A 26,945-nucleotide genomic window follows, 5' to 3' on the forward strand; every position below is an offset into this window, starting at 1 on the left:
TTATTCAGCGGCGTTTTGCTCAGCGCCAGCATCTTTAATTTCAGCACGGTCGACCAGTTCGACGAGCGCCATCGGGGCGTTGTCACCCACGCGGAAACCCATCTTCAGGATGCGGGTGTAGCCGCCCGGACGCGCTGCGAAACGCGGGCCGAGTTCGCCGAAGAGCTTGACGACGCTGTCGCGGCTGCGCAGGCGGTCGAAGGCCAGGCGCTTGTTGGCGAGCGTGGGCTTCTTGGCCAGGGTGATCATCGGCTCGATGACGCGGCGCAGTTCCTTGGCCTTGGGGACCGTGGTCTTGATGACTTCGTGCTCGATGAGCGAATTCATCATGTTCTGCAGCATCGCGAGGCGGTGCGAGCTGGTGCGGTTGAGTTTGCGGAGTCCGTGTCCGTGACGCATGGTGCTTTCCTTTACTTTATAAAAACAGACAGCCGTGTCAGGTACTGTCCGGTGCACTGGCCCTTTTCAGGGGGCCGATTTCTCAAAAATTCAAATCAACGCTTGTCGAGACCAGCCGGCGGCCAGCTTTCGAGCTTCATGCCAAGGGTGAGACCGCGCGAAGCGAGGACTTCCTTGATTTCGTTGAGCGACTTGCGACCCAGGTTCGGGGTCTTGAGCAGCTCGTTCTCGGTGCGCTGGATCAGGTCACCGATGTAGTAGATGTTTTCGGCCTTCAGGCAGTTGGCCGAACGCACCGTCAGTTCGAGTTCGTCGACAGGGCGCAGCAGGATCGGATCGAACTGCTGGGCGCTGCGCGGTGCGGGTGCATCGAATGCAGCGAGTTCGCCGCCTTCGAGCTGCGCGAACACGGCGAGCTGCTCGACCAGGATTTTAGCCGATGCGCGAACGGCATCTTCGGCGCTGATCGCACCGTTGGTCTCGATCTCGACCAGCAGCTTGTCCAGGTCGGTACGCTGTTCGACGCGGGCGCTTTCGACGGTGTAGCTCACGCGCTTGACGGGCGAGAACGACGCGTCGAGGACGATGCGGCCGATCGACTTGGTCGGCTCGTCGGCGTAGCGGCGCATCGTGCCGGGCACATAGCCGCGACCCTTTTCGACCTTGATCTGCATGTCGAGCTTGCCGCCTTGCGACAGGTGCGCGATCACGTGGTCGGGGTTGATGATCTCGACGTCGTGCGGGGTCTGGATGTCCGATGCGAGGACCGGGCCTTCGCCGTCCTTGCGCAGGCTCAGCGTGACTTCGTCGCGGTTGTGGAGCTTGAACACCACGCCCTTGAGATTCAGCAGGATGTTGACGACATCTTCCTGCACGCCGTCGATCGACGAGTACTCATGCAGAACGCCAGCGATCGTGACTTCGGTGGCCGAGTAGCCGACCATGGACGACAGCAGAACGCGACGCAGCGCGTTGCCGAGCGTGTGGCCGTAGCCGCGCTCGAAAGGCTCGAGCGTGACCTTGGCCTTGTTGGCGGCAAGTTGCTCGACCTGGATGGTCTTGGGTTTCAGCAGGGTGGTTTGCATGCAGACTTCCTCTCAATACCCCCGGCTCGTTACACCGGTAAGGCTGGTGAAGCGCCTGATCCGCAACAGAGTGCGGAGCAGGAACGTGAACAACAATATCAATCTCCCGCCGGCGCAAGGACGCGCAGGCGGGTAGAGAAAATCAACGCGAATACAGTTCGACGATCAGCGATTCGTTGATGTCGGCTGCGAATTCGTCGCGATCCGGGACCTTCTTGAAGGTGCCTTCGGCCTTGTCGGCGTTCACATCGACCCAAGCCGGCATGCCGACTTGTTGGGCCAGTTGCAGCGCTTCGACAATGCGGTTCTGCTTCTTGGACTTTTCGCGCACGGCGATCACGTCACCGGTCTTGACCAGGTACGACGGGATGTTGACCGACTGGCCGTTCACGGTGATCGCCTTGTGCGACACGAGCTGACGTGCTTCGGCGCGCGTCGAGCCGAAGCCCATGCGGTAGACCACGTTGTCCAGGCGCGACTCGAGGATGAACAGCAGGTTGGCGCCGGTGTTGCCACGGCGGCGGTCGGCTTCTTCGAAGTAGCGGCGGAATTGCTTCTCGAGCACGCCGTACATGCGCTTGACCTTCTGCTTCTCACGCAACTGCAGACCGTAGTCGGAGGTGCGCTGACCCGAGGTGCGGCCGTGCTGGCCGGGCTTGGAGTCGAACTTGGCCTTGTCCTGGATCGAACGGCGGGCGCTCTTCAGGAACAGGTCGGTGCCTTCACGGCGGGAAAGTTTGGCCTTGGGGCCGAGGTAACGTGCCACGGTATTTCCTTGGTGTCATCTGCCGCAGTTGCCTGCGGGAGCCGTCGGCGGATGTGCCGATGGCGGTGGGCTTAGTGAAAAAACAAATGCGCAGCCGCTCGAAAGCTGGCTGCGCCTTGCGGACTGACGATCAGATGCGGCGACGCTTCTGGGGACGGCAGCCGTTGTGCGGAACGGGCGTCACGTCGGCAATGGAATTGATCCGGATGCCGAGCGCAGCCAGGGCGCGCACCGACGACTCGCGACCAGGACCGGGGCCCTTGATCTCGACGTCGAGGTTCTTGATACCTTGTTCGACAGCAGCACGGCCGGCCACTTCGGAAGCGACCTGCGCAGCGAACGGGGTCGACTTGCGCGAGCCCTTGAAGCCCTGGCCACCCGACGAAGCCCACGACAGGGCGTTGCCCTGGCGATCGGTGATCGTGATGATGGTGTTGTTGAACGAGGCATGCACGTGGGCGATACCGTCCGCAACGTTCTTGCGAACCTTCTTGCGAACGCGCTGTGCGGCGTTGTTTGCAGGTGCTTTAGCCATGCTTGTCTATCCTTATTTCTTCAGGGACTGCGCAGCCTTGCGCGGACCCTTGCGGGTGCGGGCGTTGGTGCGCGTGCGCTGGCCGCGCATCGGCAGGCCGCGACGGTGACGGAAGCCGCGATAGCAGCCGATGTCCATCAAACGCTTGATGTTCATCGTCGTCTCGCGACGCAGATCGCCTTCGATCGTGAACAGAGCGATCTGGTCGCGGATCTTTTCGAGATCGGCGTCGGTCAGATCCTTGATCTTCTTCGAATATTCGATGCCGCTCGCTTCGCAGATTTGACGGGCGCGGGTGCGACCGATACCGAAAATGGCGGTCAGGCCGATTTCAGCGTGCTTGTGCGGCGGGATGTTGATGCCAGCAATACGTGCCATGTGCGTCCTCTAATACTCTTCAATCAACCCTGGCGCTGCTTGTGGCGCGGGTCGGTGCAAATCACACGCACCACACCTTTACGGCGGATGACCTTGCAATTACGGCAGATGGTTTTGACCGAAGCCGAAACTCTCATTTCATTCTCCTAAAACTGTTTAACGTGGCGGTCTACCGCCCGGACTCAATACTGAAACTCACAGCCCTACGATGTCTTGAAGTTCGCCTTCTTCAGCAGCGATTCGTACTGCTGGGACATCATGTAGTTTTGCACCTGGGCCATGAAGTCCATCGTGACGACCACGATGATCAGCAGGGAGGTACCACCGAAGTAGAACGGCACGTTGTACTTCAGGATCAGGAACTCGGGCAGCAGGCAGACGAAGGTGATGTACACCGCGCCAGCCAACGTCAGGCGAACCAGAATCTTGTCGATATAGCGAGCGGTCTGGTCACCCGGGCGAATGCCAGGAATGAACGCACCACTCTTCTTCAGGTTGTCGGCCGTTTCCTTGCTGTTGAACACGAGTGCCGTGTAGAAGAAGCAGAAGAAAACGATCGCAGCGGCGTACAGCAGCACGTAGATCGGCTCGCCCGGACGCAGTGCGCTGGCGATGTCCTTGATCCAGCGGAAGCCACCGTCACCAGCGCTGAACCAGCCCACCACCGTTGCCGGCAGCAGAATGATCGACGACGCGAAGATCGGAGGAATCACACCGGCCATGTTCAGCTTCAGGGGCAGGTGCGACGACTGACCGCCGTAGACCTTGTTGCCAACCTGGCGCCGCGCATAGTTCACGAGGATCTTGCGCTGACCACGTTCCACGAACACCACGAAGTAGGTGACCAGCACCACGACAGCGATGATGAAGAGCGCAACGATGGGGTTCATCGCACCGGTCGTCACCAGCGAAGCCAGGCCGCCGATCGCACCGGGCAGACCGGCCGCGATACCTGCAAAGATCAGGATCGAGATGCCGTTGCCCAGGCCGCGTTCGGTGATCTGCTCGCCGAGCCACATCAGGAACATCGAACCTGCCGTCAGGCTCACCATGGCGGTCAGGCGGAAGCCGAAACCGGGGGCGATCACCAGACCGGCCGACGATTCGAGGGCCACTGCGATGCTGAACGACTGGAACAGAGCCAGGCCGAGCGCGCCATAGCGCGTGTACTGCGTGATCTTGCGGCGACCGGCCTCGCCTTCCTTCTTCAATTGCTCGAAGGTCGGAAGCACGTAGGTCATCAGCTGCATGATGATCGACGCCGAGATGTACGGCATGATCCCCAACGCGAACACGGTGAAACGCGACAGCGCCCCGCCCGAGAACATGTTGAACAGGCTCAGAATGCCGCCCTGCTGGCCCTGGAACAACGCTGCCAGCTGGTCCGGGTTGATACCCGGCACAGGAATGTGCGCGCCAATCCGGTAGACCACGAGCGCGAGCAGCAAAAAGACGAGCCGACGACGGAGGTCGCCGAACTTGCCTGTTTTTGCGATCGTTGCCGCGTTAGTTGCCACGAAGAACTTCTTTCAGTCCGATGGTGATCAGGCGAGGCTGCCGCCGGCTGCTTCGATCGCAGCCTTGGCACCAGCGGTCGCACCCACGCCCGTCAGCTTGACGGCCTTGGTGAGTTCGCCGGTCTTGATGATCTTGACGACCTTGGCGAGCTGGCCCACGAGGCCGGCTTGCTTCAGTGCCAGGACATCGACTTCGGCCAGACCGAGCTGCTCGAGAGCAGTCAGCGTGACTTCGGCGTTGTACTTCAGCAGGTGCGACTTGAAGCCGCGCTTGGGCAGGCGACGCTGCAGCGGCATTTGACCGCCTTCGAAGCCGACCTTGTGGAAACCGCCTGCGCGCGACTTCTGGCCCTTGTGACCGCGACCTGCGGTCTTGCCGATGCCGGAGCCGATACCGCGGCCAACGCGACGCTTGGCGTGCTTGGCGCCAGCTGCCGGCTTGATGCCATTGAGTTCCATATCAGTCTCTCTTACAGAACTTTGACCAGATAACTGATCTTGTTGATCATGCCGCGCACTGCGGGCGTGTCTTGCAGCTCGCTCACGCTGTTGAGCTTGCGCAGGCCGAGGCCACGCACGGTCGCGCGATGCGATTCCTTGGTGCCGATCGGGCTCTTCACCAGCTGCACCTTGAGGGTTTGTTGTTGCGTCATTTGAATGCTTCCTTCAGCCTTGCGAGAGCTTGCGCTCAGGCGAAGATTTCTTCGACGGTGAGACCGCGCTTGGCAGCCACTTGGCCGGCCGTCGTCGAGTTCTTCAACCCGTCGAGCGTGGCGCGAACCATGTTGTAGGGGTTCGACGAACCATGGCTCTTGGCCACGATGTCGGTGATGCCCATGACTTCGAAGACGGCGCGCATCGGGCCACCGGCGATGATGCCGGTACCCTTGGGAGCCGGGTACATCACGACGGTGGCAGCACCGTGGTGACCTTGCACCTGGTGGTGCAGCGTACCGTTCTTGATCGGAGCCTTGAACAGGTTGCGGCGGGCTTCTTCCATTGCCTTCTGCACAGCAGCAGGCACTTCCTTGGACTTGCCCTTGCCCATGCCGACGCGGCCATCGCCATCACCGACCACGGTCAGCGCTGCGAAACCGAGGATACGACCACCCTTCACCACCTTGGTGACGCGGTTGATCGCGATCATCTTCTCGCGCAGACCGTCCTCAGGACCTTCGTTCTGCGTTCTTGCTTGAATCTTTGCCATTTTGAATCTCGTGTCCGATTAGAACTGCAGACCGGCTTCGCGGGCTGCCTCGGCCAGCGCCTTGACGCGGCCGTGGTAGGCGAAACCTGCGCGATCGAAAGCGACCTTCTCGACGCCGGCAGCCTTCGCCTTTTCAGCGATGCGCTTGCCGATGGCGGTGGCAGCGGCGGCATTGCCACCCTTGCCCGAGGCGCCGAGTGCTGCGCGCACTTCGGCTTCGGCGGTCGATGCGGTTGCGATCACCTTGGTGCCGTCGTCGGAGATGACGGTGGCATAGATGTGCAGGTTGGTGCGGTTCACCGTGAGGCGAGCCACGCCCTGCGTCGCAATGCGGATGCGGGTCTGGCGCGAGCGGCGAAGACGCTGTGCTTTTTTGGTCAACATCATTTTGCTGCCCCTTACTTCTTCTTGGTCTCTTTGATCACGATCTTCTCGTCCGCATAGCGGATGCCCTTGCCCTTGTAGGGCTCTGGCGGACGAACAGCGCGGATCTCAGCGGCGATCTGGCCGACGCGTTGACGGTCAGCGCCCTTGATCACCACTTCGGTCGGAGTCGCGGTGGTCACCGTGATGCCTTGCGGCATGTCGATGTTGACCGGGTGCGAGTAACCGACTTGCAGGTTCAGCTTGGCGCCGGACGCTGCAGCCTTGTAGCCGACGCCGACCAGGTTCAGCTTCTTTTCGAAGCCCTTGGTCACGCCAACCACCATGTTGTTCACCAGCTGGCGAATCGTGCCGCTCATCGCATTCGCTTCACGCGAATCGTTGGCGGGCTCGAAGCTCAGCTTGCCGTCCTTGTTGACGACATTCACCAGCGCATTGCGAGCCAGGCTGAGCGTGCCGCCCGTGCCCTTGACGCTGATCTGGTCTTCCTTGATCGACACATCCACGCCTGCGGGGATGGCGACCGGCATTTTTCCTACTCGGGACATTTCAGTAACTCCTCGATGTCTCGGTTAGGCGACGTAGCACAGAACTTCGCCGCCGACACCGGTGGCGCGCGCCTTGCGGTCGGTCATCACGCCCTTGGGGGTCGTGACGATCGCAACGCCGAGGCCGTTCTGGACTTGCGGAATGGAAGTGCTGGCCTTGTAGACGCGCAGGCCGGGGCGGCTCACGCGCTCAATGCGCTCGATGACCGGACGGCCAGCGTAGTACTTCAGCGAGATTTCAAGTTCGCTCTTGCCAGCTTCGGTCTTGACCTGGAAGCCGTCGATGTAGCCCTCGTCCTTCAGGACTTGTGCGATCGCGATCTTCACCTTGGAAGACGGGACCGACACGGTGGGCTTCGCCACCATCTGCGCGTTACGGATACGCGTCAGCAGGTCGGCAATGGGATCACTCATGCTCATGTTGTTTGCTCCTGCCTGGCTTACCAGCTGGCCTTGGTGACACCGGGGATGTCGCCGTTGAAAGCCAGTTCGCGGATCTTGGCGCGGGCCAGACCGAATTGACGGAAGGTGCCACGGGGGCGACCGGTGATTTCGCAACGGTTGCGCTGGCGCGTGGGGTTCGCGTTGCGCGGGAGCTTCTGCAGGGCCAGGCGGGCCGCTGCGCGCTCTTCGTCGCTCTTCTTCGCGTCGTTGGAAGTTGCCTTCAGTTCTGCGTGCTTCGCAGCGAACTTGGCAACCAGCTTGTCGCGCTTGAGTTCGCGCTGGATCAAAGATGCTTTAGCCACAGATCACCTCAGTTCTTGAACGGGAAACGGAAGCCAGCGAGAAGCGCCTTGGCTTCTTCGTCGGTCTTGGCCGTCGTCGTGATGCTGATATTGAGACCGCGCAGGGCGTCGACCTTGTCGTACTCGATCTCAGGGAAAATGATCTGCTCTTTGACACCGATGTTGTAGTTGCCACGGCCGTCGAATGCGCGACCCGAGATACCGCGGAAGTCACGCACGCGGGGCAGGGCCACGGTGACGAAACGGTCCAGGAACTCGTACATGTGCACGCCACGCAGCGTGACCATGCAGCCGATCGGCTGGTTTTCGCGGATCTTGAAGCCGGCGATGGCCTTCTTCGACTTGGTGACCACAGGCTTCTGGCCAGCGATCTTGGTCAGGTCGGCGACAGCGTTGTCGAGGACCTTCTTGTCGGCGACCGCTTCACCCACACCCATGTTCAGGGTGATCTTGGTGAGACGCGGAACTTGCATCGGCGACTTGTAGCCGAACTTTTCCGTCAGGTCTTTCGCGATCTTTTCGCGATAGTGTTGTTGGAGACGTGCCATGTGAGTACCTCTTAGGCGAACTTGATTTCGTCGCCGCTCGACTTGAAGACGCGAACAGCCACGCGCTTGCCGTCGGCACCTTGGGTGACCTTGATGCCCACGCGATCGGCCTTGCCGGTCGCAGCATTGAAGATCGCCACGTTGGATTGGTGAATCGGCATGGTCTTCTCGACGATGCCACCGGTCGTACCCTTGAGGGGGTTCGGCTTGGTGTGCTTCTTGACGAGGTTGATGCCGTCGACGATCACATGCGAATCGTCTGCGCGCAGCGACACGACGCCGCGCTTGCCCTTGTCACGACCGGCCAACACGATGACCTGGTCGCCTTTGCGAATCTTGTTCATGGCGTTGTGTCCTTAGAGAACTTCGGGTGCCAGCGACACGATCTTCATGAACTTCTCGGTGCGCAGTTCGCGCGTGACCGGTCCGAAGATGCGGGTGCCGATGGGCTCCAGCTTGGCGTTGAGCAGCACGGCGGCATTGCCGTCGAACTTGACGAGCGAACCGTCAGCACGACGGATGCCCTTGGCGGTGCGGACCACCACTGCGCTGTAGATCTCGCCCTTCTTGACGCGACCACGCGGAGCGGCTTCCTTGATGCTGACCTTGATGACGTCGCCCACGCTGGCGTAACGCCGCTTGGAGCCACCGAGCACCTTGATACACAGGACGGATTTCGCGCCCGTGTTGTCGGCCACTTCGAGCCGGGATTCAGTTTGGATCATTTCTTGATATTCCCAACTTGTACCGATGAGCCTCCAGGAGGGAGACACCGCGGTCAGTCTTGGGCCCGTCGTCCACGCCTCGAACCACTCGAGACGCTTCCGCTTTGGGCTGAAAGCTTCGCCTTTTGAAAGCGAAGCCCGCGATTGTGGCACCCATGCCGGGCGATGTCAACTGCCTCATCACGCGAACTTCGACAGCCGCTAGACTTTGTGGCGTGCGCGCCCCCATTCACCCCCTCGTTTCGCCGCCTTCCCTGCTGCGCCGACGCCTGCTGGCGGGCGGCGCGGGCCTGCTCGGGCTGGGATCGCTGGGACTTGCGGGTTGCCGCAGCGCAACACCGGCGCCGGACACCGGCCGGCTGCAGCGTTTGGGGGAAGCCCGCTGGGCGCACCGACGCTCTATAGAGAACACCACGGCGGGCGGCCTCTCGGGCATCGACTACGACCCCGCCAAAGGTGAGTACCTGCTTCTCAGCGATGACCGGTCAGACCTGGCTCCCGTGCGCTGCTACACCGCCCGCTGGCCCCAGCCGGCCGACGCCGCTCCCGAGCCCACCGGCGTTGTCCAGCTGCAACGCCCCAGCGGCGGCCCCTGGCCCGGCCGGCGCCACGCGGTCGACGGCCTGCCCGTTCCCGACCCTGAAGCCCTGCGCCTGCGCCCCATGGCCGGCACCCTGCTCTGGACCAGCGAAGGCGACCTGGCCCGCGGCTTCGGCCCCGCTATGTATGAATCGGCGCGCGACGGACGCTTCCTGCGCGAATTCGCCCTGCCGGCGATGTTCGCCCCCGACCCGACCCAGCGCCGCGGCCCGCGCGACAACCAGACACTCGAGGGCCTGGCCCTCACACCCGACGACCGGTCGGCCTGGCTCGCGATGGAAAACGCCCTGGTCCAGGACGGTCCCGTCCCGACCACCACCGCCCCCGGCGGCCCCTGCCGCTTCACCCAGGTCGACCTCGCGACCGGCCGCGCCATGCGCCAGATCGCCTATGTGCCTGACGCCATCCCGCTGCGCCCGTTGGTGCGGGGCACCTACGCCGACAACGGCGTGAGCGAGGTGCTGATGCTCGACACCCACCGCATGCTGGTGCTGGAGCGGGCCTACGCCACCGGCGCCGGCAATTCGCTGCGCCTGTATGAAATAGACACCCGGGCCGCCGACGACGTACTCGCCATCGACACCCTCGCCCCCGGCAACCATCGCCCGGCCGCCAAGACGCTCGTGGCCGACTTCGCCACCCTCAGCCTCTCGCGCCTGGACAACACCGAGGGCATGTGCTGGGGCCCACCGCTGCCCGACGGCCGCCGCCTGCTGGTGGTCGTGAGCGACGACAATTTCAATCCGCTGCAAGTGACGCAGTTCGCCGCCTTCGCCTACACCGACCGACCATGACCATCGCCGTGACCTTCCTGCCCCGCACCGCGCCGGGCCCCCTGCCCCCCATCGCCTTCATCGGCGGCGGCAACATGGCCAGCGCCATCATCGGCGGCCTGATCCAGCAAGGCGTCGCGGCCGACAACTTCGAAGTGGTCGAGCCTTTTGAGGAAGCCCGCACCAGGCTGGCCCAGTCCTACGGCATCGTCGCCAGGGCCGAGGCCAGCGAGGCCCTCGCGCGCTGCGCCGTGGTGGTGTGGGCGGTCAAGCCCCAGACCTTTGCCGAAGCCGCCCGTCCGGTGCGCGCCTTTGCAGCCGACGCCCTGCACCTGAGCGTGGCGGCGGGCATCCCGTCCGACAGCATCGCCCGCTGGCTCGGCACCGAGCGCGTGGTGCGCGCCATGCCCAACACGCCGGCCCTGGTCGGCAAGGGCATGACCGGCCTCTTCGCACGGCCGGGCGTCGAAAGCGCCGACCGCGCACGCGTCGGCCAGCTGCTGGCACCGACGGGCGAGCTGATCTGGGTCGACGCCGAACCCGCGCTCGACGCGGTGACCGCCATGTCGGGCTCCGGCCCGGCCTACGTGTTCTATTTCATCGAGGCGATGACCGAGGCCGGCGTCGAGATGGGCCTCACGCCCGACCAGGCCCAGCGGCTGGCCATCGGCACCTTCACCGGCGCCTCGGCGCTGGCGCACAGCGCGACCGAGCCGCCGTCGGTGCTGCGCGAACGCGTGACCTCCAAGGGCGGCACGACCTACGCGGCCCTGAGCGCGCTCGAAGCCTCGGATGTGAAGGGCCAGTTCAAGACCGCCATCCGCGCCGCACAGAAGCGCGCGGCCGAGCTGGGCGAGGAATTCGGGCGCGGTTGACCCAGCGGGCGGGCTATCGGAGGGCGTAGCCCGCCACGATGCCGACGAACACCGCGAAGCCCAGCCAGTGGTTTTCGCGGAAGGCCTTGAAGCAGCCCTCGCGCGTGCGGTCATGGATCAGGCGCCAGTGCCAGAGCGCCTGCGCCACCGCCGCGGCGATGCCCAGATAGAAGAGCACCCCCAGCGACCGGCTGGCACCGGCCCAGATCCAGACCGCCAGGAAGATCGCATAGCTCGCCATCACCGCCGCCACGTCGAAGCGGCCGAAGGTGATCGCCGAGGTCTTCATGCCGATCTTCAGGTCGTCGTCGCGGTCCACCATCGCGTACTCGGTGTCGTAGGCCAGCACCCAGAACAGGTTGCCCGCCAGCAGCCACCAGGCAAAGGCCGGCACCGTCGACTGCACCGCGGCAAAGGCCATCGGAATACCGAAGCTGAAGGCGATGCCCAGCACCGCCTGCGGGATCGACACGAAACGCTTGGCGAACGGGTAGATCAGCGTGATCGCCAGCGCCGCGAACGACCACAACACCGTCGTGCGGTTGGTGGTGAGCACCAGCCCGAAGGACAGCAGCGCCAGCACCGCGCCCAGCCCCAACGCCTCCTTGACCGACATCGCGCCGCTCGTCACGGGCCGCTGGGCCGTGCGCTTCACATGGCGATCGAAGTCGCGGTCGGCCACGTCGTTGACGCAGCAGCCCGCGCTGCGCATCAGGAAGGTGCCGAGCGTGAACACCGCGAGCAGGTGCAAACCGGGCCAGCCGTCGGCCGCGAACCAGAGTGCGCCCAGCGTGGGCCACAGCAACAACAGCCAGCCGGCCGGCCGGTTCCAGCGGATCAGATCGAGGTAGAGCGCAAAACGGCGGGCAAGCATGCGGCGGACGGGCAGACGAAAAAAGAGCGGCCATTGTGCCGCTCTTGGAAGGGGCTCCCGGCGCACCAGGAGATCATCAGGACGACGTCATCAGTCCTCGAGCAGCGAGCGCAGCATCCAGGCCGTCTGGTCGTGCACCGTGCAGCGCGCGGTCAGCATGTCGGCGGTCGGGTCGTCGCCGGCCTCTTCGGCCACCGGGATGAACTCGCGCGCGATGCGCGACACCGTTTCGTGCCCCTTCACCAGGATTCGCACCATCTCCATCGCCTTGGGCGGGTTCTGCGGCACGTCGGGCACGGTGGCAATCTTGCTGAACTCGGCGTACGAGCCCGGCGCGTAGTGGCCCAGCGCGCGGATGCGCTCGGCGAGCACGTCCGTCGAGCCCCACAGCTCGGTGTACTGCGTCATGAACATCGCATGCAGCGAGTTGAAGTGCGGCCCCGTCACGTTCCAGTGGAAGTTGTGCGTCGTGAGGTACAGCGTATAGGTGTCCGCCAGCACGCGGCTCAGGCCTTCGGCGATGGCCGCGCGGTCCTGGCGTTCGATGCCGATGTTGATGATCGGCGCATTGCGGCTGCCCGACTCCTGCGCGACGACGGCACCGCCCTTCTTGGGCACCTTGCCGGCGGAAGCTGCGGGCGACGGGGACTTGGTTTTCTTCGAGGGTTTGGCCATGGCGGAGGGGTCTTTCTTGAAGTTGGGTGACAACACCGAAATTCTGAAAGCCGGCAGGCGGCTTCGCAACAGCTTCACTCTATCCCAGCGATCAGCGATCCCAAACAGCCCGCGCGTAGGCGGAGGCCCCGAATCGCTAGGAGAGTCGTTTGACACCCGGCAGCTCGCACGCGTAGATCGCGTTGCGCAGCGCCGCAATGGCCTCGTAGCGCGTGAAGGTGCGGCGCCAGGCCAGCACCACGCGGCGCATCGGCGGGTCGCGGTCCTGCGCGTCGCGCACGGGCAGGTAGCGCACCATCTGCTCGGGCTCCTTGCGGCCCTTGACCTTCGGCTTGAGTGCCTCGGCCGGCACCGACAGGCGCGGCACCAGCGTCACACCCATGCCCGAGGCCACCATGTGCTTGATGGTTTCCAGCGACGAGCCTTCGAAGCTCTTGCGGATGCCCTCGGCATTGCTCGAGAAGCGCGCGAACTCGGGGCACACCTCGAGCACGTGGTCGCGAAAGCAGTGGCCCGTGCCCAGCAGCAGCATCGTCTCGCTCTGCAGCTCTTCCGACGTGATCGACTCGCGGTCGGCCAGCTTGTGCTTCACGGGCAGCGCCGCCATGAAGGGCTCGTCGTACAGCGGCGCCATCGCCAGGCCCGTGTCGGGAAAGGGCTCGGCCATGATCGCGCAGTCGATCTCGCCGGCGCGCAGCATCTCGAGCAGCTTGACCGTGAAGTTCTCCTGCAGCACCAGCGGCATCTGCGGCGTGCGCGCGATCACCTGGCGCACCAGGTCGGGCAGCAGGTACGGGCCGATCGTGTAGATCACGCCCAGGTTCAGCGGGCCGGCCAGCGGGTCCTTGCCGCGCTTGGCGATCTCCTTGATGCTGGCGGCCTGGTCGAGCACGCTTTGGGCCTGCTGGACGATCTGCTCGCCGAGCGGCGTCACGGTCACTTCACCGGCGCTGCGCTCGAAGAGCTTGACCTCGAGTTCGTCCTCGAGTTTCTTGATGGCCACCGAAAGCGTCGGCTGGGACACATAACAGGCCTCGGCCGCCTTGCCGAAGTGCCGCTCGCGGGCGACTGCGACGATGTATTTGAGTTCGGTGAGAGTCATAGCTTGCGTCAATTATGCGCAAGGGTCTGTGACCCGGCTGGGGCGGGGTTAAAAGCCGCGGGCTGCGCTTAGTCGGCGCGGCTCCAGACCCATTGCACCGGCCGCCCACCGTTCGAGGGCATCGGCTCGCCCTGCGTGACCGCGGCACTCACCCGCAGATCGGTCAGGCAGGCCCAGACGCCCGAGCGGGGGCAGGTCTGGCCTGTGTCTGCAAACAGCAGCTCATCGCGGCGCATGCGGTGCCCCTGGATCTGCGCCGAGCCATCGACCTGCACGGAGAACGCGACGCGGCCGGACGCGGCACGCTCTTCGAAGATCTCGATGGCGCCTTGCAGGGCGACGAAGAAATCCCAGTCGGACAGATCCTGTTCCGCCGCCGCGGCGGTGAAGTCGGCCTGGTACAGGCGCTGATAGCGCTCGGCGTTGTAGTCCAGCGCGAAGACGACCTGGCCTGTCGCGGCCTCCACCAGCCGGAACTGGCTGAAGCCTTGCCGCAAGCGCCCATCGCCGTACCGCGAAGGCGCGATCTCGCTGCGCAGGACGGGCGAGAGCATCACCACGGAGCCATCGTCGCGCTTCTGGCAAATCTCGAACACCGCACCGTCGTCGGTGCGAAAGACGAACTTCTCGTCGGACGTCCAGTAGCTGTAGTAGCGCTTGTCGTTCTCGATCGTGTAGCCGCCTTTGACGGGGAGGTCGGCGAGTACCGAGGCGCCTGGCGGTCTTTCGGCGTCGTCGACGGGGCGCCAATGGCCAGTTGCGGGGTCTAGGTCGATGAGGTCGGAGGCGGTGTGATGCAGGTAGAGCCACATGGGACAGGTTGAACCAGCAGCTTTATTTCGGGCAAACCCCGGCATCAGGACGATCGAGCCTCGTCGAGGCTGTGGCTGACATTTCCAGTGGCGCGTCTTTCGTTGTCGTCCAGCGACCGTCGGCCTGCAGCTTGCGGGCGTAGGCCACCAAGTCCTTCGGATACACCATGTGGTCGATCGTGCTGTCGTCGAGGTCGAGCAGGAAGCACGTCGCGCCAGCCTCGAAGGCCCAGTAGCCGTAGTAGAACGACCGGTCGTCTTCGATCTTGAGGTGGGCGTTGTACCAACGCGCACCGTCCTGGTGCTTGTACCAATTCTTCAGGTAGTCCTTCACCAGTGCGACGGCCTTGGCGTCATCGTCCTCGAAGTAGGCTTCGACCAGCGTGCTGTAGGGCTCATCGTGCAGCACCGCCTGCATGTCTTCCTGCGGGTCGTCCACAAAGTCCGCGATCAGCTGTTCGTACAGTGCATCGGCGTAGCGATTGAAAACCATCGCCTTGACGATGCGTTTGACCGAACGTGCATCGCGCAACAGGATGGCGACGCTGAGCAGTTGCAGGGCATCTTCGTACCAAATCTGATTGTCAAAATCGACGGCACAGACGTCCAGATGGGTCGTGCCGCCGTATTTCTTGTGGTGCTCTGCGAACTCCTCTTTCAAGGCGATTCGGAACGGCACGTTCGCATCATTCCAGCGCACGAATTCGTCCACGATGCCAGCGAGTTGCGGGGCCAGCGTGTCCAGATCAACACCCGCTGTGTAGTCGAGCATCCAGAGCCAGAATTTTTCATGGTAAGCAAATGCCTGTGCGACGACGTACGTTTGTGTGCCAGGTTGCTTTCGTTCGACCCCGGCAACTGATACGTCAATGGACTCCAGTTGTAGAGCGCGCACGTTCTCATACAGCGCCTTGTAAAGGAACTGTTGGCGATGACGCAGATGCATGTCGTCAGGCACCGACATCAAGGTAGGTTTCTTTGGTTTGGCGTTCTCAGACTCGAAGCGATCGAAAAGTCTGGGGGCGCCCGAAGGACCTTCATATGTTCACCGTGACACCCCAGGAAACGGCGCGGACTCAGTGCTCCGGCCGTCAGGCCCTGCCAGGCTCTCGCCGGGTACCTGAGCACGCCGTCGGCGCGACTCATACCAGTTCAAAGCCGAGGTGTGGATTGATCTTGGCTCCACTGCCAGAAGGTGGAGCCGTAGTCGCTGCCTTCGATCATTGGCATGACTTCGCCCACTTTGAAGTAACGACGACTTCCGATCTTGGCAGGGGTATCCCACCACCCCCCTTGAGGACAAGGCCGGCCTCCTTCACAACGCAGGCGTAAGGAGGATTCGTCGGCCGCCGCCTCTTCCTTTCCGGGGATACCTCCGCCTTCGTCGGCGACGCGGCTGATCAGCACCCAGGTCGTCGGTGCGCGAGACACTCGTTGCCTCGTCTGCGGGTCATATCCAATTGTTGCTTTGCGAGTTGGGTAGCCTTCGATGAGTACGGCTGCACAGCTGTCGTCACAGATGGGTAAATAGACGCCATTGCGCAAAACTGGCTCATCCGTTGTCAACGTCACCGAAGGATCGACTCGGTATACGGGCCAACTCGAAGGTGCATTCAAATCACCCCGATCCTCCACTGAGTAGCGAGATGTCAGGCTGCCAATCTTCCAGCTTCCAGCCTCCGTGATCGAAATATTGAACGCCCGAATATCAGCTTCGCTTTGCCAATGCCAGAACTGGTCTTCCAGCTCCTTCGGCATCCAGTCGGGAGCGTAGTCGCTGGTCTGGCCCTTAATATCGCTCTTTACATTTCCGCCCAGAGCAAGTGCACTGAGATCCCCACGTGAAAGGAGTACATACCCTCTGTTCAGCGCCTCCAGCGTGGAGCGGAAGTTGGGCAGCACCCGCTCGCCCCACACGATGTCCGGTTGCATTGATAGATGCCGACGCCGATAGTCCGCTGGCAGCTTGTGCATGAATTGCTCGAGCGCTTCCTCGGCGACCTTGACCATGCTAGCCCAGGCATCGCGCATCTGGCCAAAATAGTCGAGCGACGAGTAGCGCTCCAGTAAGTAGATTTCCTGAGGTATGAGCAGCGTGGGCATGATTTATTTCCTCGGTTCGAACCAGTTATTCGTCAAGGTCGGCACGCCGACCATACTGGTGGTTTCATCAAAATTGCTGTAACCCCATTTTGTTGGTTGGCGCTTTCCGAGATGGGCTTTGTCCAAATCTTGAGGGTCTAGGACAATTTGACGGCCACCCCCCTCTAGATAGAAGCTTTCCCCCCTCCCGCCTGAGGAGACAGTATTTCCAGCACGGTCGGATAGCTTCTGCGAACCAACAATACCTTCCCACGTTTTCAGTGGCTTGTCCTTCGGAACGGTGTAGGTCACGAACTCGCCATTGCTGTTCCAATTGGCCCACACAGCAAAGCGGCGGCGCCAATCATCCTTGCTCGTGAGCTTGTCGAACTCGGCTTTCTCCATCCAGCAGATACTGTTGTCACCAGAACCTGGATCGATGATTCGATAGAGTGTGGTTCCGGGCGGGATCTCTTTTTTTCCAATGGAATGGAACGTATCAAACTTCCCCTGCAGTGCTTTTGAGGAGGATGTTCTTCGAATATCGGGATAGCCGCTTGGAATCAATGGGGCTGAGTCGAGTGGATCGAACTCAGCATCGTGTCTCACATCCACCCATGCTGGCTTGCTCTTCTTGAGTTCCGCAATCTCTGCATCCAACGAAGGCTTCTTGAAGGCATGCGGATTCAGAGCATTGGTCGACGCGCGATAGTTCATATCGGCCTCGAGCTCCAGCCGCCTGGCCAATAGTCGCAACCAGTTTTGCACTGGGTCAATCACCATGGGCAAGTGCTTGTTAGCGACGTTGCGTACCTTCTCCGCCATCTGCTCCAACTCGGCCGCCTTGGCGCCCATCGCGTCTGAGCCCCATTTCTGAATCAAGCCGATCAGCTTCTTGAGCGTGACGATGCCCTCGTCCATGGCTTTCAGCAGCGCGCCGACGTTGACTTGGTCTGCGAGCTTGCGTGCAAGCTTGGCAAGCTCCTTGTAAACGTTGTCCCACTTCAACGCAGCCACAGCCTTGCGCACGGGGGGCCGTGCCAGAAATTCGTTGAGCTTGACGATGCCCGCTTCCACCCAGGGTTTTGTCGCGCCCCACAAGTCGGCCCCAGCAACTTTTCCGCCCATCTTCACGACGCCCTTACGGGCATAGGAAAACAAGATCTTGAAACACCCCTTGGCCACACTGCCCAGGACGGGAAACAAGCCAATGAGCGTCAGGACAAGTGCGACCCATGCCCACGAATCGCTGGTGTCCTCGTTGATCTTTCGGCAGTTGGCCACGATGTCGCGCACGTCGCAGATCTGATCCACGAAAGGAATCATGCTGATGACAGTGGCGGTAACGGTTTGCGCTGTGCTTTGCTCTTCGGCAAAGTCCCCTTGCAACACCACCCAGATCCATTCGGCCGCGGCGCTCAGATCTTGCTTGGCGCTCTTGACCCAACGCTCGGGTGCCGCCGAATACCAGGCCAGCGCATTCTCGAGTTCATTCCACATGCTGCTCAGCCCAGTTTCGATTGCGCGGCGGTGACCAATTTATCCAACGCATCCCACGGCTTGTCCGGCTGCGGTTCTCTCGGCTCATATTCCACGCGTTGCGCCTTGAGAGGGACGTTGTCGTGTCGGGCATGGCCTTGGGCATCGAGCGCGCCAGCGATCACCTGGCCGCCCTCAAAGAAAATCTTGTACTTTTGCCCAGCCATGGGCAGGCCTTCCGCGTCCTTATGGTCAATCTCGATCCAGGTCGGGATTTCCGCCGGCTCCGAGGGCAACACCGGCAACTCCGCCGGATTCCCCTTCGGCCCCACAAAGCTCTTGCTCGTCCCCTTCACATCCAGCAGCCCCGGCATCTTCAGCGTGATGTTCACCCCATCCAACTCGATGCTCGTCTGCCCGCCCTTGAGTGTGACCTTCTTCTGGGCCAACACATGAATCTCGTCATTGCTGCTGGTGACTGTGAAGCCTTCCTTGGCCAGCCATTCGAGCTCGTCGGTGTGCGCCTGCACGCTCACCGGCCCGTCCTGCGCGATGACCTGGATGCCGCCTTCGTGGCTGTACAGCCCCACGGATTTGGCGGCCGCAAAGCTCACGGTCTTGCCCGCTGCGATGTGGGCCTGCGCCTGCGCAGTCCAATGGATCGCCTCGCCTGCGTACACAGTCGCGCTGGCGGGCGTGGCCATGTTCAGGCTCATGGCCGCGTCGAGCACCATGAGCGGGCGGGCAAAGGCGGGCACGGGGTCTTGCCCTTCGCGCGAACCTGCGCCTTCTCCTCCCTTCGGCTCGCGCGCATCCTGTCCGTTGACGCTGCCGGGATAGTGCCCATTCTTCTGCGGATCGATGTCGTCGATGAGCGGCTGCAGCAGCGCCGTGGCGCTCAGCGCCAGCGCCTTCGCGCCGCCGGCCGCATCGGACAGCTTCTGCGCCTCGCGCAGCGCGCCCGCGAGCTGGCCGCGCACGCTGGTGGTGTCCTGCACGCTGCCCGCCGCACGCTCCTGGGCCAGCGTGGAGATCAACAAGCCCTCGCCGGCGCGCGTGGCGACCCAGGCGTCGGAGCGCAGCTCGGCGCCGCTGCCGCGCCAGGCGCCGCGGCTGCTCTCGTCGGGCGACTGGGCGTTGAGGTGGCCCAGATTGAGCTGGCTGGCCGCGTGCGAGCTGGCCAGGCGGGTGCGCACCTGGCCGGGTGCGTCGTCGGCGATCCACTGGTTGTAGCCGCTGCCGTCGAGCGCGCGGCTGTGCCAGCCCGAGAGCACGCCCGCGTGATTGGCCGACGAGTCGGTGCCAGCCGACCAGGGCGGCAGGTCCTGTCCGTTGTAAAGCTGCTGAGCGACCACCGGTCGGTCGATGTCGCCTTCGATGAAGGACACGAGCACTTCGGAACCCACGCGCGGCAGGTGATGTGCGCCCCAGTTCGGGCCCGCAACGGGTGCAGCCACGCGCAGCCAGACGGACTGGCGGTTGCTGGCGTGACGACCGGCGGCGACCAGACTGCCTTGTCCGCTGCCCGTCGATTGCGGCTGGCCCGCACGCTGGGCCTGCCAATGGAAACGCACCTGCACACGATGGTCGCGCTGCGTGTGGACGGCGGTCGGTGCCTCGTCGTCATCGCCACCGACCACGAGCGCGACCATGGCTTCGGGGGCCGTGGGTTTGGGCCGCCACAGCGGCACGACCTGCGCCTCGGCCGGCTGGGCCTCGAAGCTGTTGCGGTAGCTGCCCTTCTCGAGCTCGCCGGCCTCGAGCACTTGCGCGGCCTGTGCGCCGAGGTTGTTGGCCGCTTCGTGGCGCACGCGCAGCGCGAGGAATCTGCGGCCTTCGTAGCGGTCGTGCTGCGTGAGCGTGAAGCGCTCGCCGGCACCGAGCTGTCGCACGCTGCCTGCGGCGCCGTAGCGCTTGATGCGCGATTCGAAGGCCACCAACTGCTGCTCGGCGCGCCGGGCGGCGGTGGCGCTGTCGGCATAGCGCTGCGCGCCGGCGCCGTCGTAGTGCTCCAGCACGGGCACGTCGCCCATGGCCAGCGCGCTCTGCACCGCGCCGGTGGGGGCCTGCAGCACGCTGGCGTCCCAGGCGTTGCGCATGACGGCGTTGGTGGTGACCTGGCGCCGGCTGCTCCAGGCGGTGATGGCGTCGGTCGCTTCGGTGGCATCGACGCGGTGGAAGCGGATCTGCGACAAGGCGCAGTCAGGCGGGGTCGCCGCGCGGTCGAAGATCACTAGGCGGTGGTGCGAGGGCGTGGTGTTGTTCCCAGTGCCGCCCCTGCCACCCGTTGACTGTTGCTGCTCATGCTCGAAGCGAAAGCTCAGGCCTTCTTCCGCCAGCAGGCGCAGCACGAAGGCCAGGTCCGACTCGCGGTACTGCACGCAGGTGGGCCGCACGGGCATCTCCTGCGTGACTTCGAAGCTGAAGCTTGCGGTCGTGTGATCCGCGAACACTTCGCTCACGATGTCCTGCACGTGCTTGGCGGCGTACACGAAGCTGTCGCGGCGCAGGCCCAGCGCGGCGAGCCAGGGCTGCAGGTGCAGCCGGTAGCGCGCCAGGCCGCCGTCACCACCCAGCGCATCGACGGCCGTGAGGTAGCCGTGCCAGGTGCGAAAGCTGCCGTTGGCCAGCAGCAGGCGCAGGCTCAGCTCTTCGCCGATCAGCGCGAACGGGTCGAACTCGCTCGAGGTGGCGAGGGTGTCGATGGTGAAGTCGAAGAGTTCATTGAGCCCCTCGGTGCCGGAGAATCGCTCGACGACGACGGCGTTCTGCGGTGCCGACGCGGGCAGCTGCAGCTTGATGAGCCGCGCCTGCTCCGACAGCCGCGCGACGTTCAGGCCTTCGAGCTTCCATGGCGTCGGCATGAAGCTGCTTGATGTGTCTGATGACATGGATATCCACCTCCCTGGTGTCAGTGCCGGTCGTGCCGGTCTTCGTTCGATGCATGGCCGCGCGCGATCTTCCCGCCCTGTCGGTTCAGGGGTTGGCCGATCGACATCGCGTGGACCGGAAAAATCCTAGTTCGCCAGCGTTGCATGTGCGTTTGCTGTGCCACAGCTGAATGTCATGACCGCAGGCGGCGGAAACACGGTGTTCGATCCGAACAGCCGGTAGCGCTTTGCATTGATCGTGACGGTCTGGGTGAACGAGCCGGTCAGTCCCAGGCTGGACGCGGTCGGGTTCGTCTCATCGAAGCTCAATATCTGCGCAGGCAGGAACGGATCTTTGGGCATGTCGAGTACCACATGAATGGCGGCTGTCGGGACGGTTTCATTTCCAAGACGGATTCCGAACCAGCTGCGCGTCACGAACGTGGAGGACTTTTCCAGCCACGCGTCATGGACCGAGCAATCGCCAAAAGACGGCGCATCGAAACGAAGCTTCGCCAACAGCCGTCCCTGGGCGCGGCTCTCATCGCTCGATACCGCGGTGGATGTATCGGAGGTGCTCACGCTCATCCTATAGCCGCGATAGGCCACCGCCGATGCGACGAGGAGTGCCACGGCACCCGCAGCAAGCAGCGCAAATCTCGTCACAGGTCGCGGGCGCCGCATGGCGCGGGAATACGGTCGGCGGATGTCATGGCTGTCGTTGCCTCCACTGATCTGGGACATGAAAGGACTGTCTCGAATGGCAGGCGTCCGTCATTCGCGAATGCCTGCCGAACGACGCACCTCTTCTTCGCTCAAGGCCAACCCGCCAGCGGCGGCGATGACCTCTGGCGGGAATTGCGGCAACTTGCCCGTCCCCGAGCGCCGCAGGCTCTCGCCCGCCTGGATCGGCGGGCCGCCTTCTTCCATGTAGCGTCGAATGTGCTCATACAGGCGCCAGAGCAATTCATCCTCCCACCAGCCCTTGTAGCCAATGGTCACGATCTCCTTGCATTGCCTGGGTTGCCTGGGGTCACCCCACAGCAGCGCCAGCAAATAGGAAGAACGCGCCGCTTCGCCCGTGATCTCGGTGAGTTGGTAGCTGCGCGCATAGGCGTCGTCCCAGCGACAGGTCTTGACCTCGCCAACGCCTGCGCGCTGCCAGACCTTCCAGAACCTCATCGGAATGACGGTGAAGAACGAAACCTCCCTGGTCTTGCGATTGAAGAGAACCGGCAGATCGCGGGGCGTAAGGAATCCGACTCTGAAGAAAAAGATGGCCGCGACCAGAAAGAAGAGCGCGGCCATCGTCGAAACCATGGACATCAACAAGTTCAGAACGTAGTCCGACCTGCTTGAATCCAGATCCATGATGGATTCGAACGCGCCCCATCCGAACATGCAGGCAGCGAATCCGATGAGGACTGCGTACAGCCCCATCATGAATGTGATTTCGGTCGTACCCGCCGGCGCGCCAACAACGATGGCGTCCGGATGAATCCCCAACAAGGAATCGCACGAACTCGCCTTCCCATGCACGGGCTCGCGCTTTTCACGCGAGGCGATGCGCCAGGGAGACTTTCCTCCCAGCAGGCTCTTCTTCCGGACTTTCTCGACGAACTCAAACTGCGGGTCGGGCGCATTCCATTGCGGCAGCCGAATGTCGTAGTCCGGATTGTTTTCACGGCTCATGATCTGTCACTTGGCGAGTGACTCATCGACAATGAGCTCGCCTCCTTCAGGTGCATCCCAGATCCTCACATTGCCCTTGATGCCGCTCATCGCGTCGCGGCTCATTTCCACCCGTCGAGTGATCGATTCATCGTTGATTTCCAGCGGAAATATCTTGGTCTTCGGCCCTTCGACGATCTTGTCCTGCGCGTTCAATTTCCACTGCTTGCGCTGATCCGGCGTGCCAGTCACTTCAAACCCGAGTTCGTATTTCACCAGCTCACGCAACTGAACCGGGATGAACAGGCGCGTCCATGCTTCGTATGTGTCCGTGGGAACGTTCACCAGGATCGGGGCCATGCCAACCGAGCGTCCTTGCAAAGTCGTCTTGATTCCCGCATAGAAATCGACGCGAACACCCAGCAAGACCTTGTTGAGTTCATTCTGTTCCCTCTGCAGATTTCCCCACTTGTCACTGGCTTCGCCCCAGATGCTTCGCTTCACCCATTCGACAGTGGGCGCATCGTTCAGCAACATGGCGATGAAACCCGCAATCAAGCCCAGCCCGAGAAGCAGCAATCCCCACCCCGTCCAGGACAAGCCCCAGCCGGCCGCCACGGTTCCCGTGATCCAGCCTGCAGTTCCGGCCACGTACATTCCACCGGCGATGGCTGCACCGACAAAGAACAGGCTTTGGGCAAGGTACAGGGCCGATGCATCGGAATCTCCTTTTTCTTTTTCATTTCTGTGCCGCAAGAAGGCACTCACAGCGTCGAATAGAAGCGATATCGCCGACGCGCTCCCCGCCACCAATTTCAATCCCAGCGCCGACGCCGTCTTGCCGAGTTGCTTCGCGTACGCCTCGCTGATTTCCAGCAGCGCGCCGGTCACGCCCAGCCCCGTCGTCAGCAAGGTGATGCTGGCGTAGGTGCGCTCTTCCTGCGTACCCGTCTCGAGCGTGTGCCAGGTCTTGCTGATGGACAGCACCTGCAGCAGCGCGCCGGCCGCGGAAAACGTCGCACTGCCCTGCTTGAATACGGCCATGCTCTCGCGCATGACGTCCGAGCCCGTCTTGCCGACCCGGCGAGCGAAATCGGCCACGGCGTCGGCCGACGCACCGGCCGCTGCCCGCGCGTCCGAGCCGGCCTTGGCCCCGGCCGCAGTGGCCGCATCCACCGCCCCCGGCGCGGCGGCGGCACCCTGGCGCACGGCGACGTAGACGTCGATCAGCGCGTTGGCCGTGCCCGGCCTGCCGCCGACGTTGAACCACATGGCGCCGCCCAGGACCAGGCTCTTGACCTGCTTGCTGTCTGCCGCATCGGCAGCGCGCTGCGCCAGGCCCCGCACCAGCCCCATCTGCTGGCGCCAGTAGGCGGCCGCCTTGTCCAGCGAGATGCTGAATTTGTGCACGGTCACGCCCGCGGCCTTGCCCAGCGTGTTGGTGATCGATTCGGTCAGTGCCTGCAACTTGTCGCGCAGCGGCGCCGGCAGTTGCTGGAGCTTGTCCAGCGCCATGGAGGTGGCGCCCACGACGGTCAGGGTCAGATGGCCATAGGTGGACGCCAGGTTCTTCAGCAGCGGCAATTGCTGGGCGAGCCAGCGTATCTCGGGCACGGCACGCAGCAACGCCTTGTCGCCGGCCGGCAAGGGCGTGCCGGCGGCGACCGCTTTCTCGATTTCCTCGATCAGCTTGAAGAGGTTCTTGATTTCCTTGTGGACCTTGGTGGGTTTGAAGGCCTCCTGGAAACTCTCGAAAGCCGACTTCTGGTTGCCCAGCAACGACCGCACCAGCAATGCCTCCTTGTCGTTGGGGTCCTTGAGCAGGAAATCCTTGAACCACTCGGTGCCCTTGTCGGTGATCGGCCCGCCATGGGTGCACATGCCCACCGCGGCGGCGTAGAAGATGCCGTCACTGGGTGTCGCCTCGTCGAAGTCGAAGCCGGTGATCAGCTTGCGTTGCTCGGACTGCAGCCAGACCTGGTAGTCCAGCTCCAGACGTTCGAGGCGTTGGCGGTCTTCCTTGATCTTGGTCTGGTAGCTGCCCAGGAAGGTGCGGTGGGCGGGTTTGCGCTTGCCCCCCGTGACCCCGTCCAGAATGTCTTCTTTCAGGCTGGTGGCCTGCCGGTCGATCTGCGAGGCGCTGGGGAAGCTGATGATGCCGCGCCCATACACGCGGGTGCGGCCATCGCCATTGATGTCGTAGGGGTTGTATTCGTACTTGGGCTCCAGGGTGGCTTCGGGCGGGAGCTTTCCTGCCGCCTTCATGTCCTTGAACTCCTTTTCGCCGACCTCCTTGCCATTCAGGCCGGCGTACTGCGGATCGGTCAATGGCGCCTTGCGCGCCTGCGCCTGCTCGTCGGCCCGCTTGAGAAGCCCTTCGATGGTCAGCGCCGTTTGCAGCTTCTGGTAGCCGGACGTCTGCGTGATGACCCATTCGGCGGCATCGTTGCACAGGGTGATGCGGCGCTGGGCGGTTTCCGCGGTCGCGCCGATCGGGTCGATCAGGCCGACGATCATGACGTCGTTGGGCGAGTAGGGCTTTTTCTTGCTGGCCTGGTTGCCGGCGGCCAGGATTCGCTGGGCCTCCGTATGCAGGGTGCCGGCCGTTTCCGGGCGCGTGTGGGGCACGCCTGGCTTTCCAGAACTGGGCAGCGGTGCAAACGGGTTGCCGCGAAGCGCCGACGCAGGGCGACCGGGGTCGTAGTCGGCCACCGCAGTCTGCACCAGCTTGTCGGTCAACGGCAGGGATTGACTGCACGATGCGTCGGGCGCATCGATCTTGGTCATTCGCTTGCGACGCAGCGTCTTGTCGTTCCCGTACAGATGCCGAACCTCCGGGCTCCAGAGATGGTCGCTGTAGGCCACCCAGACCTTGCCGGCGTTCTTGGCGTCCTGGATCACGAACAGCATCGCGCTGGCGTACGCGGCGGTGCGACTGCAGGAAAAGGCCTCTTCGTCCTTGCCCGAGGCCGAGCCTTCGAGAGGGTGCGGGGTGAGGTAGCCACCTTCATGCACCTTGAAGGCTTCCCAGCCGCGTTGGCTCTTCAGGGTCGGGGTGTGCGACTTCTCGTAGTAGGCAATGACATAACCGGGGCGCAGCGTTCTGGCGACATGCCCCGACGTTGGCAATTGCGGCGCCGGGATCTTGGAATCCATCAGCACCCGGGTCGTTCCGCTGCGCGCCGCGTTCTCGGCATACGCCTTGTCGGCCACACCAGGACGCACCAGAAGCACCGGGAGGCCGGCTTTCTCGCAGGCCGGGCAACCTCCTGTCGCGCAGGCGGGCGTGTTGGCGGCCGCCTTGTTCGCCGCCGCCGAGTAGGAATTGAGGGCCATGGTGCTAGCCAAGGTGTTCTCCCTGTGCAGTCTGTTGGATGGAGGCCCGTGCGAACGCCGGGTCGAGCTCGGCCCGGATGGCGTCCCAGCCTTGAGGGTCGGGAATGTCGTCGAGCGCCTCGGCGAGCGATGCATCGCCTCCGATGGCACGAGCGATGGCCGTGCGCACGGTCGGGTGTGTCGTCAGCTCGGGGTGGATCTGCAGGACGTAGGCGCCCAGCAGGACCCGGTCCTGTCGATTGACGATGCCCGCGGCAATGACCGCATCAGCCGCCCGCGACGCCTGCTGCAGGTGGTCTGTCGGCAGCACGCCGGCAAAGCGCTGCCAGCCCCGCAGGAGGTCGTGCACCGTTTCGCTCTTGAGTGCATGGTTCCATTGCGCCGTGCTGAACCGGGCCGACGCCGGGTCTGGACTGGCATCGGACTGGAAAAGCACCAGCTGCGTGCACCTGTCGAGGCTGTACCAGCGTTGCACCGGGCCGAGAAGGCTCGCCTGCTGTGCCGGCGTGAGTACAGGCCACATCCACTGCATGACCCTGCGATCGGCCCAGCGGATGAGCTGCGAACTGCGTTGCCCCCAGAACCCACCTTGCATGACGCGTGCAAGGTGGCGAACCAGCGCGTCCACTGGCGCGGCAGTCAACAGCCATCCGCCGAGCGCGAACCCCTGCGTGCGCTCGGAGTCTGGATCGGCCTGTTCATCTGCTGCCTGTGCCAAGCTGGCTTCGAGCAGCCGCGTGTCATGCGGATGCAGATGGATCAGGCGGGGAAGTTGCCTGTCCTTGAGCAGCGGATGGTGAACGGGGACAGGCCATGTCTGGCGCGACTCCGCTTCCAGCCACTCGGCGGGAAAGGGCTCGCGCAGCATCGGGTCGATCAGCACGTAGGCCGAGAGCGTCTCGTCCTCCTGCAATGATTCACCCAGTTGCCTGGCAAGGCGTTCAAACATGGGTGGCTG

At 63.3% G+C, this 26,945-nt stretch carries 31 protein-coding genes; 2 read left to right on the plus strand and 29 right to left on the minus strand.

Annotation, left to right across the window (positions count from 1 at the left end; genetic code table 11):
* From rplQ to rplN, 17 genes are all read right to left on the minus strand, one after another.
* The gene (gene rplQ / locus AC1RAD_RS22765) at positions 1–399 is read right to left on the minus strand and encodes a 50S ribosomal protein L17 (protein WP_056576970.1); all 399 of its coding nucleotides are present in this window, start codon (positions 397–399) and stop codon (positions 1–3) included.
* Positions 400–494: 95 nt separating this feature from the next.
* Positions 495–1,484, minus strand: a complete 990-nt coding sequence (locus tag AC1RAD_RS22770; protein ID WP_056576973.1) for a DNA-directed RNA polymerase subunit alpha — start codon at positions 1,482–1,484, stop codon at positions 495–497.
* Positions 1,485–1,626: 142 nt separating this feature from the next.
* Positions 1,627–2,250, minus strand: a complete 624-nt coding sequence (gene rpsD / locus AC1RAD_RS22775) for a 30S ribosomal protein S4 (RefSeq protein WP_056576976.1) — start codon at positions 2,248–2,250, stop codon at positions 1,627–1,629.
* A gap of 130 nt (positions 2,251–2,380) precedes the next feature.
* On the minus strand, positions 2,381–2,785 hold the full coding sequence (gene rpsK / locus AC1RAD_RS22780) for a 30S ribosomal protein S11 (RefSeq protein WP_009124825.1): 405 nt from the start codon (positions 2,783–2,785) through the stop codon (positions 2,381–2,383).
* A 12-nt stretch (positions 2,786–2,797) separates the two neighbouring features.
* Positions 2,798–3,163, minus strand: coding sequence for a 30S ribosomal protein S13 (gene rpsM / locus AC1RAD_RS22785; protein WP_013544105.1), 366 nt, complete (start codon positions 3,161–3,163; stop codon positions 2,798–2,800).
* Positions 3,164–3,186: 23 nt separating this feature from the next.
* The gene (gene rpmJ, locus AC1RAD_RS22790) at positions 3,187–3,300 is read right to left on the minus strand and encodes a 50S ribosomal protein L36 (protein ID WP_013544106.1); all 114 of its coding nucleotides are present in this window, start codon (positions 3,298–3,300) and stop codon (positions 3,187–3,189) included.
* A 66-nt stretch (positions 3,301–3,366) separates the two neighbouring features.
* Complete coding sequence (gene secY, locus AC1RAD_RS22795; RefSeq protein ID WP_056576979.1) at positions 3,367–4,680, minus strand: preprotein translocase subunit SecY; 1,314 nt, start codon at positions 4,678–4,680, stop codon at positions 3,367–3,369.
* 27 nt (positions 4,681–4,707) lie between these two features.
* Positions 4,708–5,139, minus strand: coding sequence for a 50S ribosomal protein L15 (gene rplO / locus AC1RAD_RS22800; RefSeq protein WP_056576982.1), 432 nt, complete (start codon positions 5,137–5,139; stop codon positions 4,708–4,710).
* An 11-nt stretch (positions 5,140–5,150) separates the two neighbouring features.
* Positions 5,151–5,333: a 50S ribosomal protein L30 gene (gene rpmD / locus AC1RAD_RS22805; RefSeq protein WP_019653974.1), complete on the minus strand. Its 183-nt coding sequence runs from the start codon at positions 5,331–5,333 to the stop codon at positions 5,151–5,153.
* Between the two features lie 35 nt (positions 5,334–5,368).
* Positions 5,369–5,887, minus strand: coding sequence for a 30S ribosomal protein S5 (rpsE, locus tag AC1RAD_RS22810; protein WP_056576983.1), 519 nt, complete (start codon positions 5,885–5,887; stop codon positions 5,369–5,371).
* Positions 5,888–5,905: 18 nt separating this feature from the next.
* Positions 5,906–6,271: a 50S ribosomal protein L18 gene (gene rplR, locus AC1RAD_RS22815; protein WP_056577252.1), complete on the minus strand. Its 366-nt coding sequence runs from the start codon at positions 6,269–6,271 to the stop codon at positions 5,906–5,908.
* Positions 6,272–6,285: 14 nt separating this feature from the next.
* On the minus strand, positions 6,286–6,819 hold the full coding sequence (gene rplF, locus AC1RAD_RS22820) for a 50S ribosomal protein L6 (RefSeq protein WP_062474819.1): 534 nt from the start codon (positions 6,817–6,819) through the stop codon (positions 6,286–6,288).
* A gap of 24 nt (positions 6,820–6,843) precedes the next feature.
* Entirely contained in the window at positions 6,844–7,239 is a 396-nt protein-coding gene (gene rpsH / locus AC1RAD_RS22825) for a 30S ribosomal protein S8 (RefSeq protein ID WP_062474816.1), read from the minus strand.
* A gap of 20 nt (positions 7,240–7,259) precedes the next feature.
* On the minus strand, positions 7,260–7,565 hold the full coding sequence (rpsN, locus tag AC1RAD_RS22830) for a 30S ribosomal protein S14 (RefSeq protein WP_056576989.1): 306 nt from the start codon (positions 7,563–7,565) through the stop codon (positions 7,260–7,262).
* A gap of 8 nt (positions 7,566–7,573) precedes the next feature.
* Entirely contained in the window at positions 7,574–8,113 is a 540-nt protein-coding gene (rplE, locus tag AC1RAD_RS22835) for a 50S ribosomal protein L5 (RefSeq protein WP_056576993.1), read from the minus strand.
* A gap of 11 nt (positions 8,114–8,124) precedes the next feature.
* A complete protein-coding gene (gene rplX / locus AC1RAD_RS22840; protein ID WP_062474813.1) occupies positions 8,125–8,457 on the minus strand; it encodes a 50S ribosomal protein L24 in 333 nt (110 codons plus the stop codon).
* Between the two features lie 12 nt (positions 8,458–8,469).
* Positions 8,470–8,838 carry a 50S ribosomal protein L14 gene (gene rplN / locus AC1RAD_RS22845; RefSeq protein WP_009124801.1) on the minus strand — a complete coding sequence of 123 codons (369 nt, stop codon included), beginning with the start codon at positions 8,836–8,838 and terminating at the stop codon, positions 8,470–8,472.
* Positions 8,839–9,053: 215 nt separating this feature from the next.
* Between rplN and AC1RAD_RS22850 the strand changes: the two genes are divergently transcribed.
* Positions 9,054–10,232 (plus strand): esterase-like activity of phytase family protein, encoded by a 1,179-nt coding sequence (locus AC1RAD_RS22850; protein ID WP_492737351.1) that lies wholly within the window; start codon positions 9,054–9,056, stop codon positions 10,230–10,232.
* Positions 10,229–11,086 carry a pyrroline-5-carboxylate reductase gene (gene proC / locus AC1RAD_RS22855; protein ID WP_369630561.1) on the plus strand — a complete coding sequence of 286 codons (858 nt, stop codon included), beginning with the start codon at positions 10,229–10,231 and terminating at the stop codon, positions 11,084–11,086. Before AC1RAD_RS22850 ends, proC begins: the two co-directional genes overlap by 4 nt.
* A 13-nt stretch (positions 11,087–11,099) precedes the next feature.
* Here the strand turns inward: proC and ubiA are convergent, their stop codons facing one another.
* The 12 genes from ubiA to AC1RAD_RS22915 all read right to left on the minus strand — a co-directional run bounded on the left by ubiA (position 11,100) and on the right by AC1RAD_RS22915 (position 26,936).
* Positions 11,100–11,960, minus strand: a complete 861-nt coding sequence (gene ubiA / locus AC1RAD_RS22860; RefSeq protein ID WP_095950392.1) for a 4-hydroxybenzoate octaprenyltransferase — start codon at positions 11,958–11,960, stop codon at positions 11,100–11,102.
* Between the two features lie 90 nt (positions 11,961–12,050).
* A complete protein-coding gene (locus tag AC1RAD_RS22865; protein ID WP_062474805.1) occupies positions 12,051–12,635 on the minus strand; it encodes a Dps family protein in 585 nt (194 codons plus the stop codon).
* 136 nt (positions 12,636–12,771) lie between these two features.
* Entirely contained in the window at positions 12,772–13,737 is a 966-nt protein-coding gene (locus AC1RAD_RS22870) for a LysR substrate-binding domain-containing protein (RefSeq protein ID WP_062474802.1), read from the minus strand.
* Positions 13,738–13,805: 68 nt separating this feature from the next.
* Positions 13,806–14,549, minus strand: a complete 744-nt coding sequence (locus tag AC1RAD_RS22875) for a hypothetical protein (protein ID WP_492737354.1) — start codon at positions 14,547–14,549, stop codon at positions 13,806–13,808.
* A 22-nt stretch (positions 14,550–14,571) separates the two neighbouring features.
* On the minus strand, positions 14,572–15,513 hold the full coding sequence (locus tag AC1RAD_RS22880) for a PoNe immunity protein domain-containing protein (RefSeq protein ID WP_492737356.1): 942 nt from the start codon (positions 15,511–15,513) through the stop codon (positions 14,572–14,574).
* 188 nt (positions 15,514–15,701) lie between these two features.
* Positions 15,702–16,652, minus strand: coding sequence for a hypothetical protein (locus AC1RAD_RS22885; protein ID WP_492737358.1), 951 nt, complete (start codon positions 16,650–16,652; stop codon positions 15,702–15,704).
* 3 nt (positions 16,653–16,655) lie between these two features.
* Positions 16,656–18,131 (minus strand): hypothetical protein, encoded by a 1,476-nt coding sequence (locus AC1RAD_RS22890; RefSeq protein WP_492737360.1) that lies wholly within the window; start codon positions 18,129–18,131, stop codon positions 16,656–16,658.
* 5 nt (positions 18,132–18,136) lie between these two features.
* Positions 18,137–20,974, minus strand: coding sequence for a type VI secretion system Vgr family protein (locus AC1RAD_RS22895; RefSeq protein ID WP_492737361.1), 2,838 nt, complete (start codon positions 20,972–20,974; stop codon positions 18,137–18,139).
* A gap of 153 nt (positions 20,975–21,127) precedes the next feature.
* Complete coding sequence (locus AC1RAD_RS22900) at positions 21,128–21,724, minus strand: hypothetical protein (protein ID WP_492737363.1); 597 nt, start codon at positions 21,722–21,724, stop codon at positions 21,128–21,130.
* A gap of 30 nt (positions 21,725–21,754) precedes the next feature.
* Positions 21,755–22,672, minus strand: coding sequence for a DUF6708 domain-containing protein (locus AC1RAD_RS22905; protein WP_492737365.1), 918 nt, complete (start codon positions 22,670–22,672; stop codon positions 21,755–21,757).
* A 6-nt stretch (positions 22,673–22,678) separates the two neighbouring features.
* Positions 22,679–25,999: a T6SS effector BTH_I2691 family protein gene (locus AC1RAD_RS22910; RefSeq protein WP_492737367.1), complete on the minus strand. Its 3,321-nt coding sequence runs from the start codon at positions 25,997–25,999 to the stop codon at positions 22,679–22,681.
* Positions 25,992–26,936, minus strand: coding sequence for a DUF4123 domain-containing protein (locus AC1RAD_RS22915; RefSeq protein ID WP_492737369.1), 945 nt, complete (start codon positions 26,934–26,936; stop codon positions 25,992–25,994). The genes AC1RAD_RS22910 and AC1RAD_RS22915 overlap by 8 nt, the downstream gene beginning before the upstream one ends.
* Between the last annotated feature and the right edge of the window lie 9 nt (positions 26,937–26,945).

The sequence above is a fragment of the Variovorax sp. GW823-FHT04B03 genome (assembly GCF_058796495.1).

Excerpts from the sequence above, each read along its gene's own strand:
- AC1RAD_RS22895 (WP_492737361.1), bottom strand. The coding sequence starts at position 20,974 with ATGCCGACGCCATGGAAGCTCGAAGGCCTGAACGTCGCGCGGCTGTCG.
- AC1RAD_RS22885 (WP_492737358.1), bottom strand. The coding sequence starts at position 16,652 with ATGCCCACGCTGCTCATACCTCAGGAAATCTACTTACTGGAGCGCTAC.
- rplQ (WP_056576970.1), bottom strand. The coding sequence starts at position 399 with ATGCGTCACGGACACGGACTCCGCAAACTCAACCGCACCAGCTCGCAC.
- rplR (WP_056577252.1), bottom strand. The coding sequence starts at position 6,271 with ATGTTGACCAAAAAAGCACAGCGTCTTCGCCGCTCGCGCCAGACCCGC.
- rplX (WP_062474813.1), bottom strand. The coding sequence starts at position 8,457 with ATGAACAAGATTCGCAAAGGCGACCAGGTCATCGTGTTGGCCGGTCGT.
- rplF (WP_062474819.1), bottom strand. The coding sequence starts at position 6,819 with ATGTCCCGAGTAGGAAAAATGCCGGTCGCCATCCCCGCAGGCGTGGAT.
- AC1RAD_RS22900 (WP_492737363.1), bottom strand. The coding sequence starts at position 21,724 with ATGTCCCAGATCAGTGGAGGCAACGACAGCCATGACATCCGCCGACCG.
- ubiA (WP_095950392.1), bottom strand. The coding sequence starts at position 11,960 with ATGCTTGCCCGCCGTTTTGCGCTCTACCTCGATCTGATCCGCTGGAAC.
- rpmD (WP_019653974.1), bottom strand. The coding sequence starts at position 5,333 with ATGACGCAACAACAAACCCTCAAGGTGCAGCTGGTGAAGAGCCCGATC.
- AC1RAD_RS22865 (WP_062474805.1), bottom strand. The coding sequence starts at position 12,635 with ATGGCCAAACCCTCGAAGAAAACCAAGTCCCCGTCGCCCGCAGCTTCC.
- rplO (WP_056576982.1), bottom strand. The coding sequence starts at position 5,139 with ATGGAACTCAATGGCATCAAGCCGGCAGCTGGCGCCAAGCACGCCAAG.
- rpsE (WP_056576983.1), bottom strand. The coding sequence starts at position 5,887 with ATGGCAAAGATTCAAGCAAGAACGCAGAACGAAGGTCCTGAGGACGGT.
- AC1RAD_RS22915 (WP_492737369.1), bottom strand. The coding sequence starts at position 26,936 with ATGTTTGAACGCCTTGCCAGGCAACTGGGTGAATCATTGCAGGAGGAC.
- AC1RAD_RS22875 (WP_492737354.1), bottom strand. The coding sequence starts at position 14,549 with ATGTGGCTCTACCTGCATCACACCGCCTCCGACCTCATCGACCTAGAC.
- rpsM (WP_013544105.1), bottom strand. The coding sequence starts at position 3,163 with ATGGCACGTATTGCTGGCATCAACATCCCGCCGCACAAGCACGCTGAA.
- rplN (WP_009124801.1), bottom strand. The coding sequence starts at position 8,838 with ATGATCCAAACTGAATCCCGGCTCGAAGTGGCCGACAACACGGGCGCG.
- AC1RAD_RS22770 (WP_056576973.1), bottom strand. The coding sequence starts at position 1,484 with ATGCAAACCACCCTGCTGAAACCCAAGACCATCCAGGTCGAGCAACTT.
- AC1RAD_RS22890 (WP_492737360.1), bottom strand. The coding sequence starts at position 18,131 with ATGTGGAATGAACTCGAGAATGCGCTGGCCTGGTATTCGGCGGCACCC.
- AC1RAD_RS22870 (WP_062474802.1), bottom strand. The coding sequence starts at position 13,737 with ATGACTCTCACCGAACTCAAATACATCGTCGCAGTCGCCCGCGAGCGG.
- rpmJ (WP_013544106.1), bottom strand. The coding sequence starts at position 3,300 with ATGAGAGTTTCGGCTTCGGTCAAAACCATCTGCCGTAATTGCAAGGTC.
- rplE (WP_056576993.1), bottom strand. The coding sequence starts at position 8,113 with ATGGCACGTCTCCAACAACACTATCGCGAAAAGATCGCGAAAGACCTG.
- AC1RAD_RS22905 (WP_492737365.1), bottom strand. The coding sequence starts at position 22,672 with ATGAGCCGTGAAAACAATCCGGACTACGACATTCGGCTGCCGCAATGG.
- rpsK (WP_009124825.1), bottom strand. The coding sequence starts at position 2,785 with ATGGCTAAAGCACCTGCAAACAACGCCGCACAGCGCGTTCGCAAGAAG.
- rpsH (WP_062474816.1), bottom strand. The coding sequence starts at position 7,239 with ATGAGCATGAGTGATCCCATTGCCGACCTGCTGACGCGTATCCGTAAC.
- proC (WP_369630561.1), top strand. The coding sequence starts at position 10,229 with ATGACCATCGCCGTGACCTTCCTGCCCCGCACCGCGCCGGGCCCCCTG.
- AC1RAD_RS22880 (WP_492737356.1), bottom strand. The coding sequence starts at position 15,513 with ATGTCGGTGCCTGACGACATGCATCTGCGTCATCGCCAACAGTTCCTT.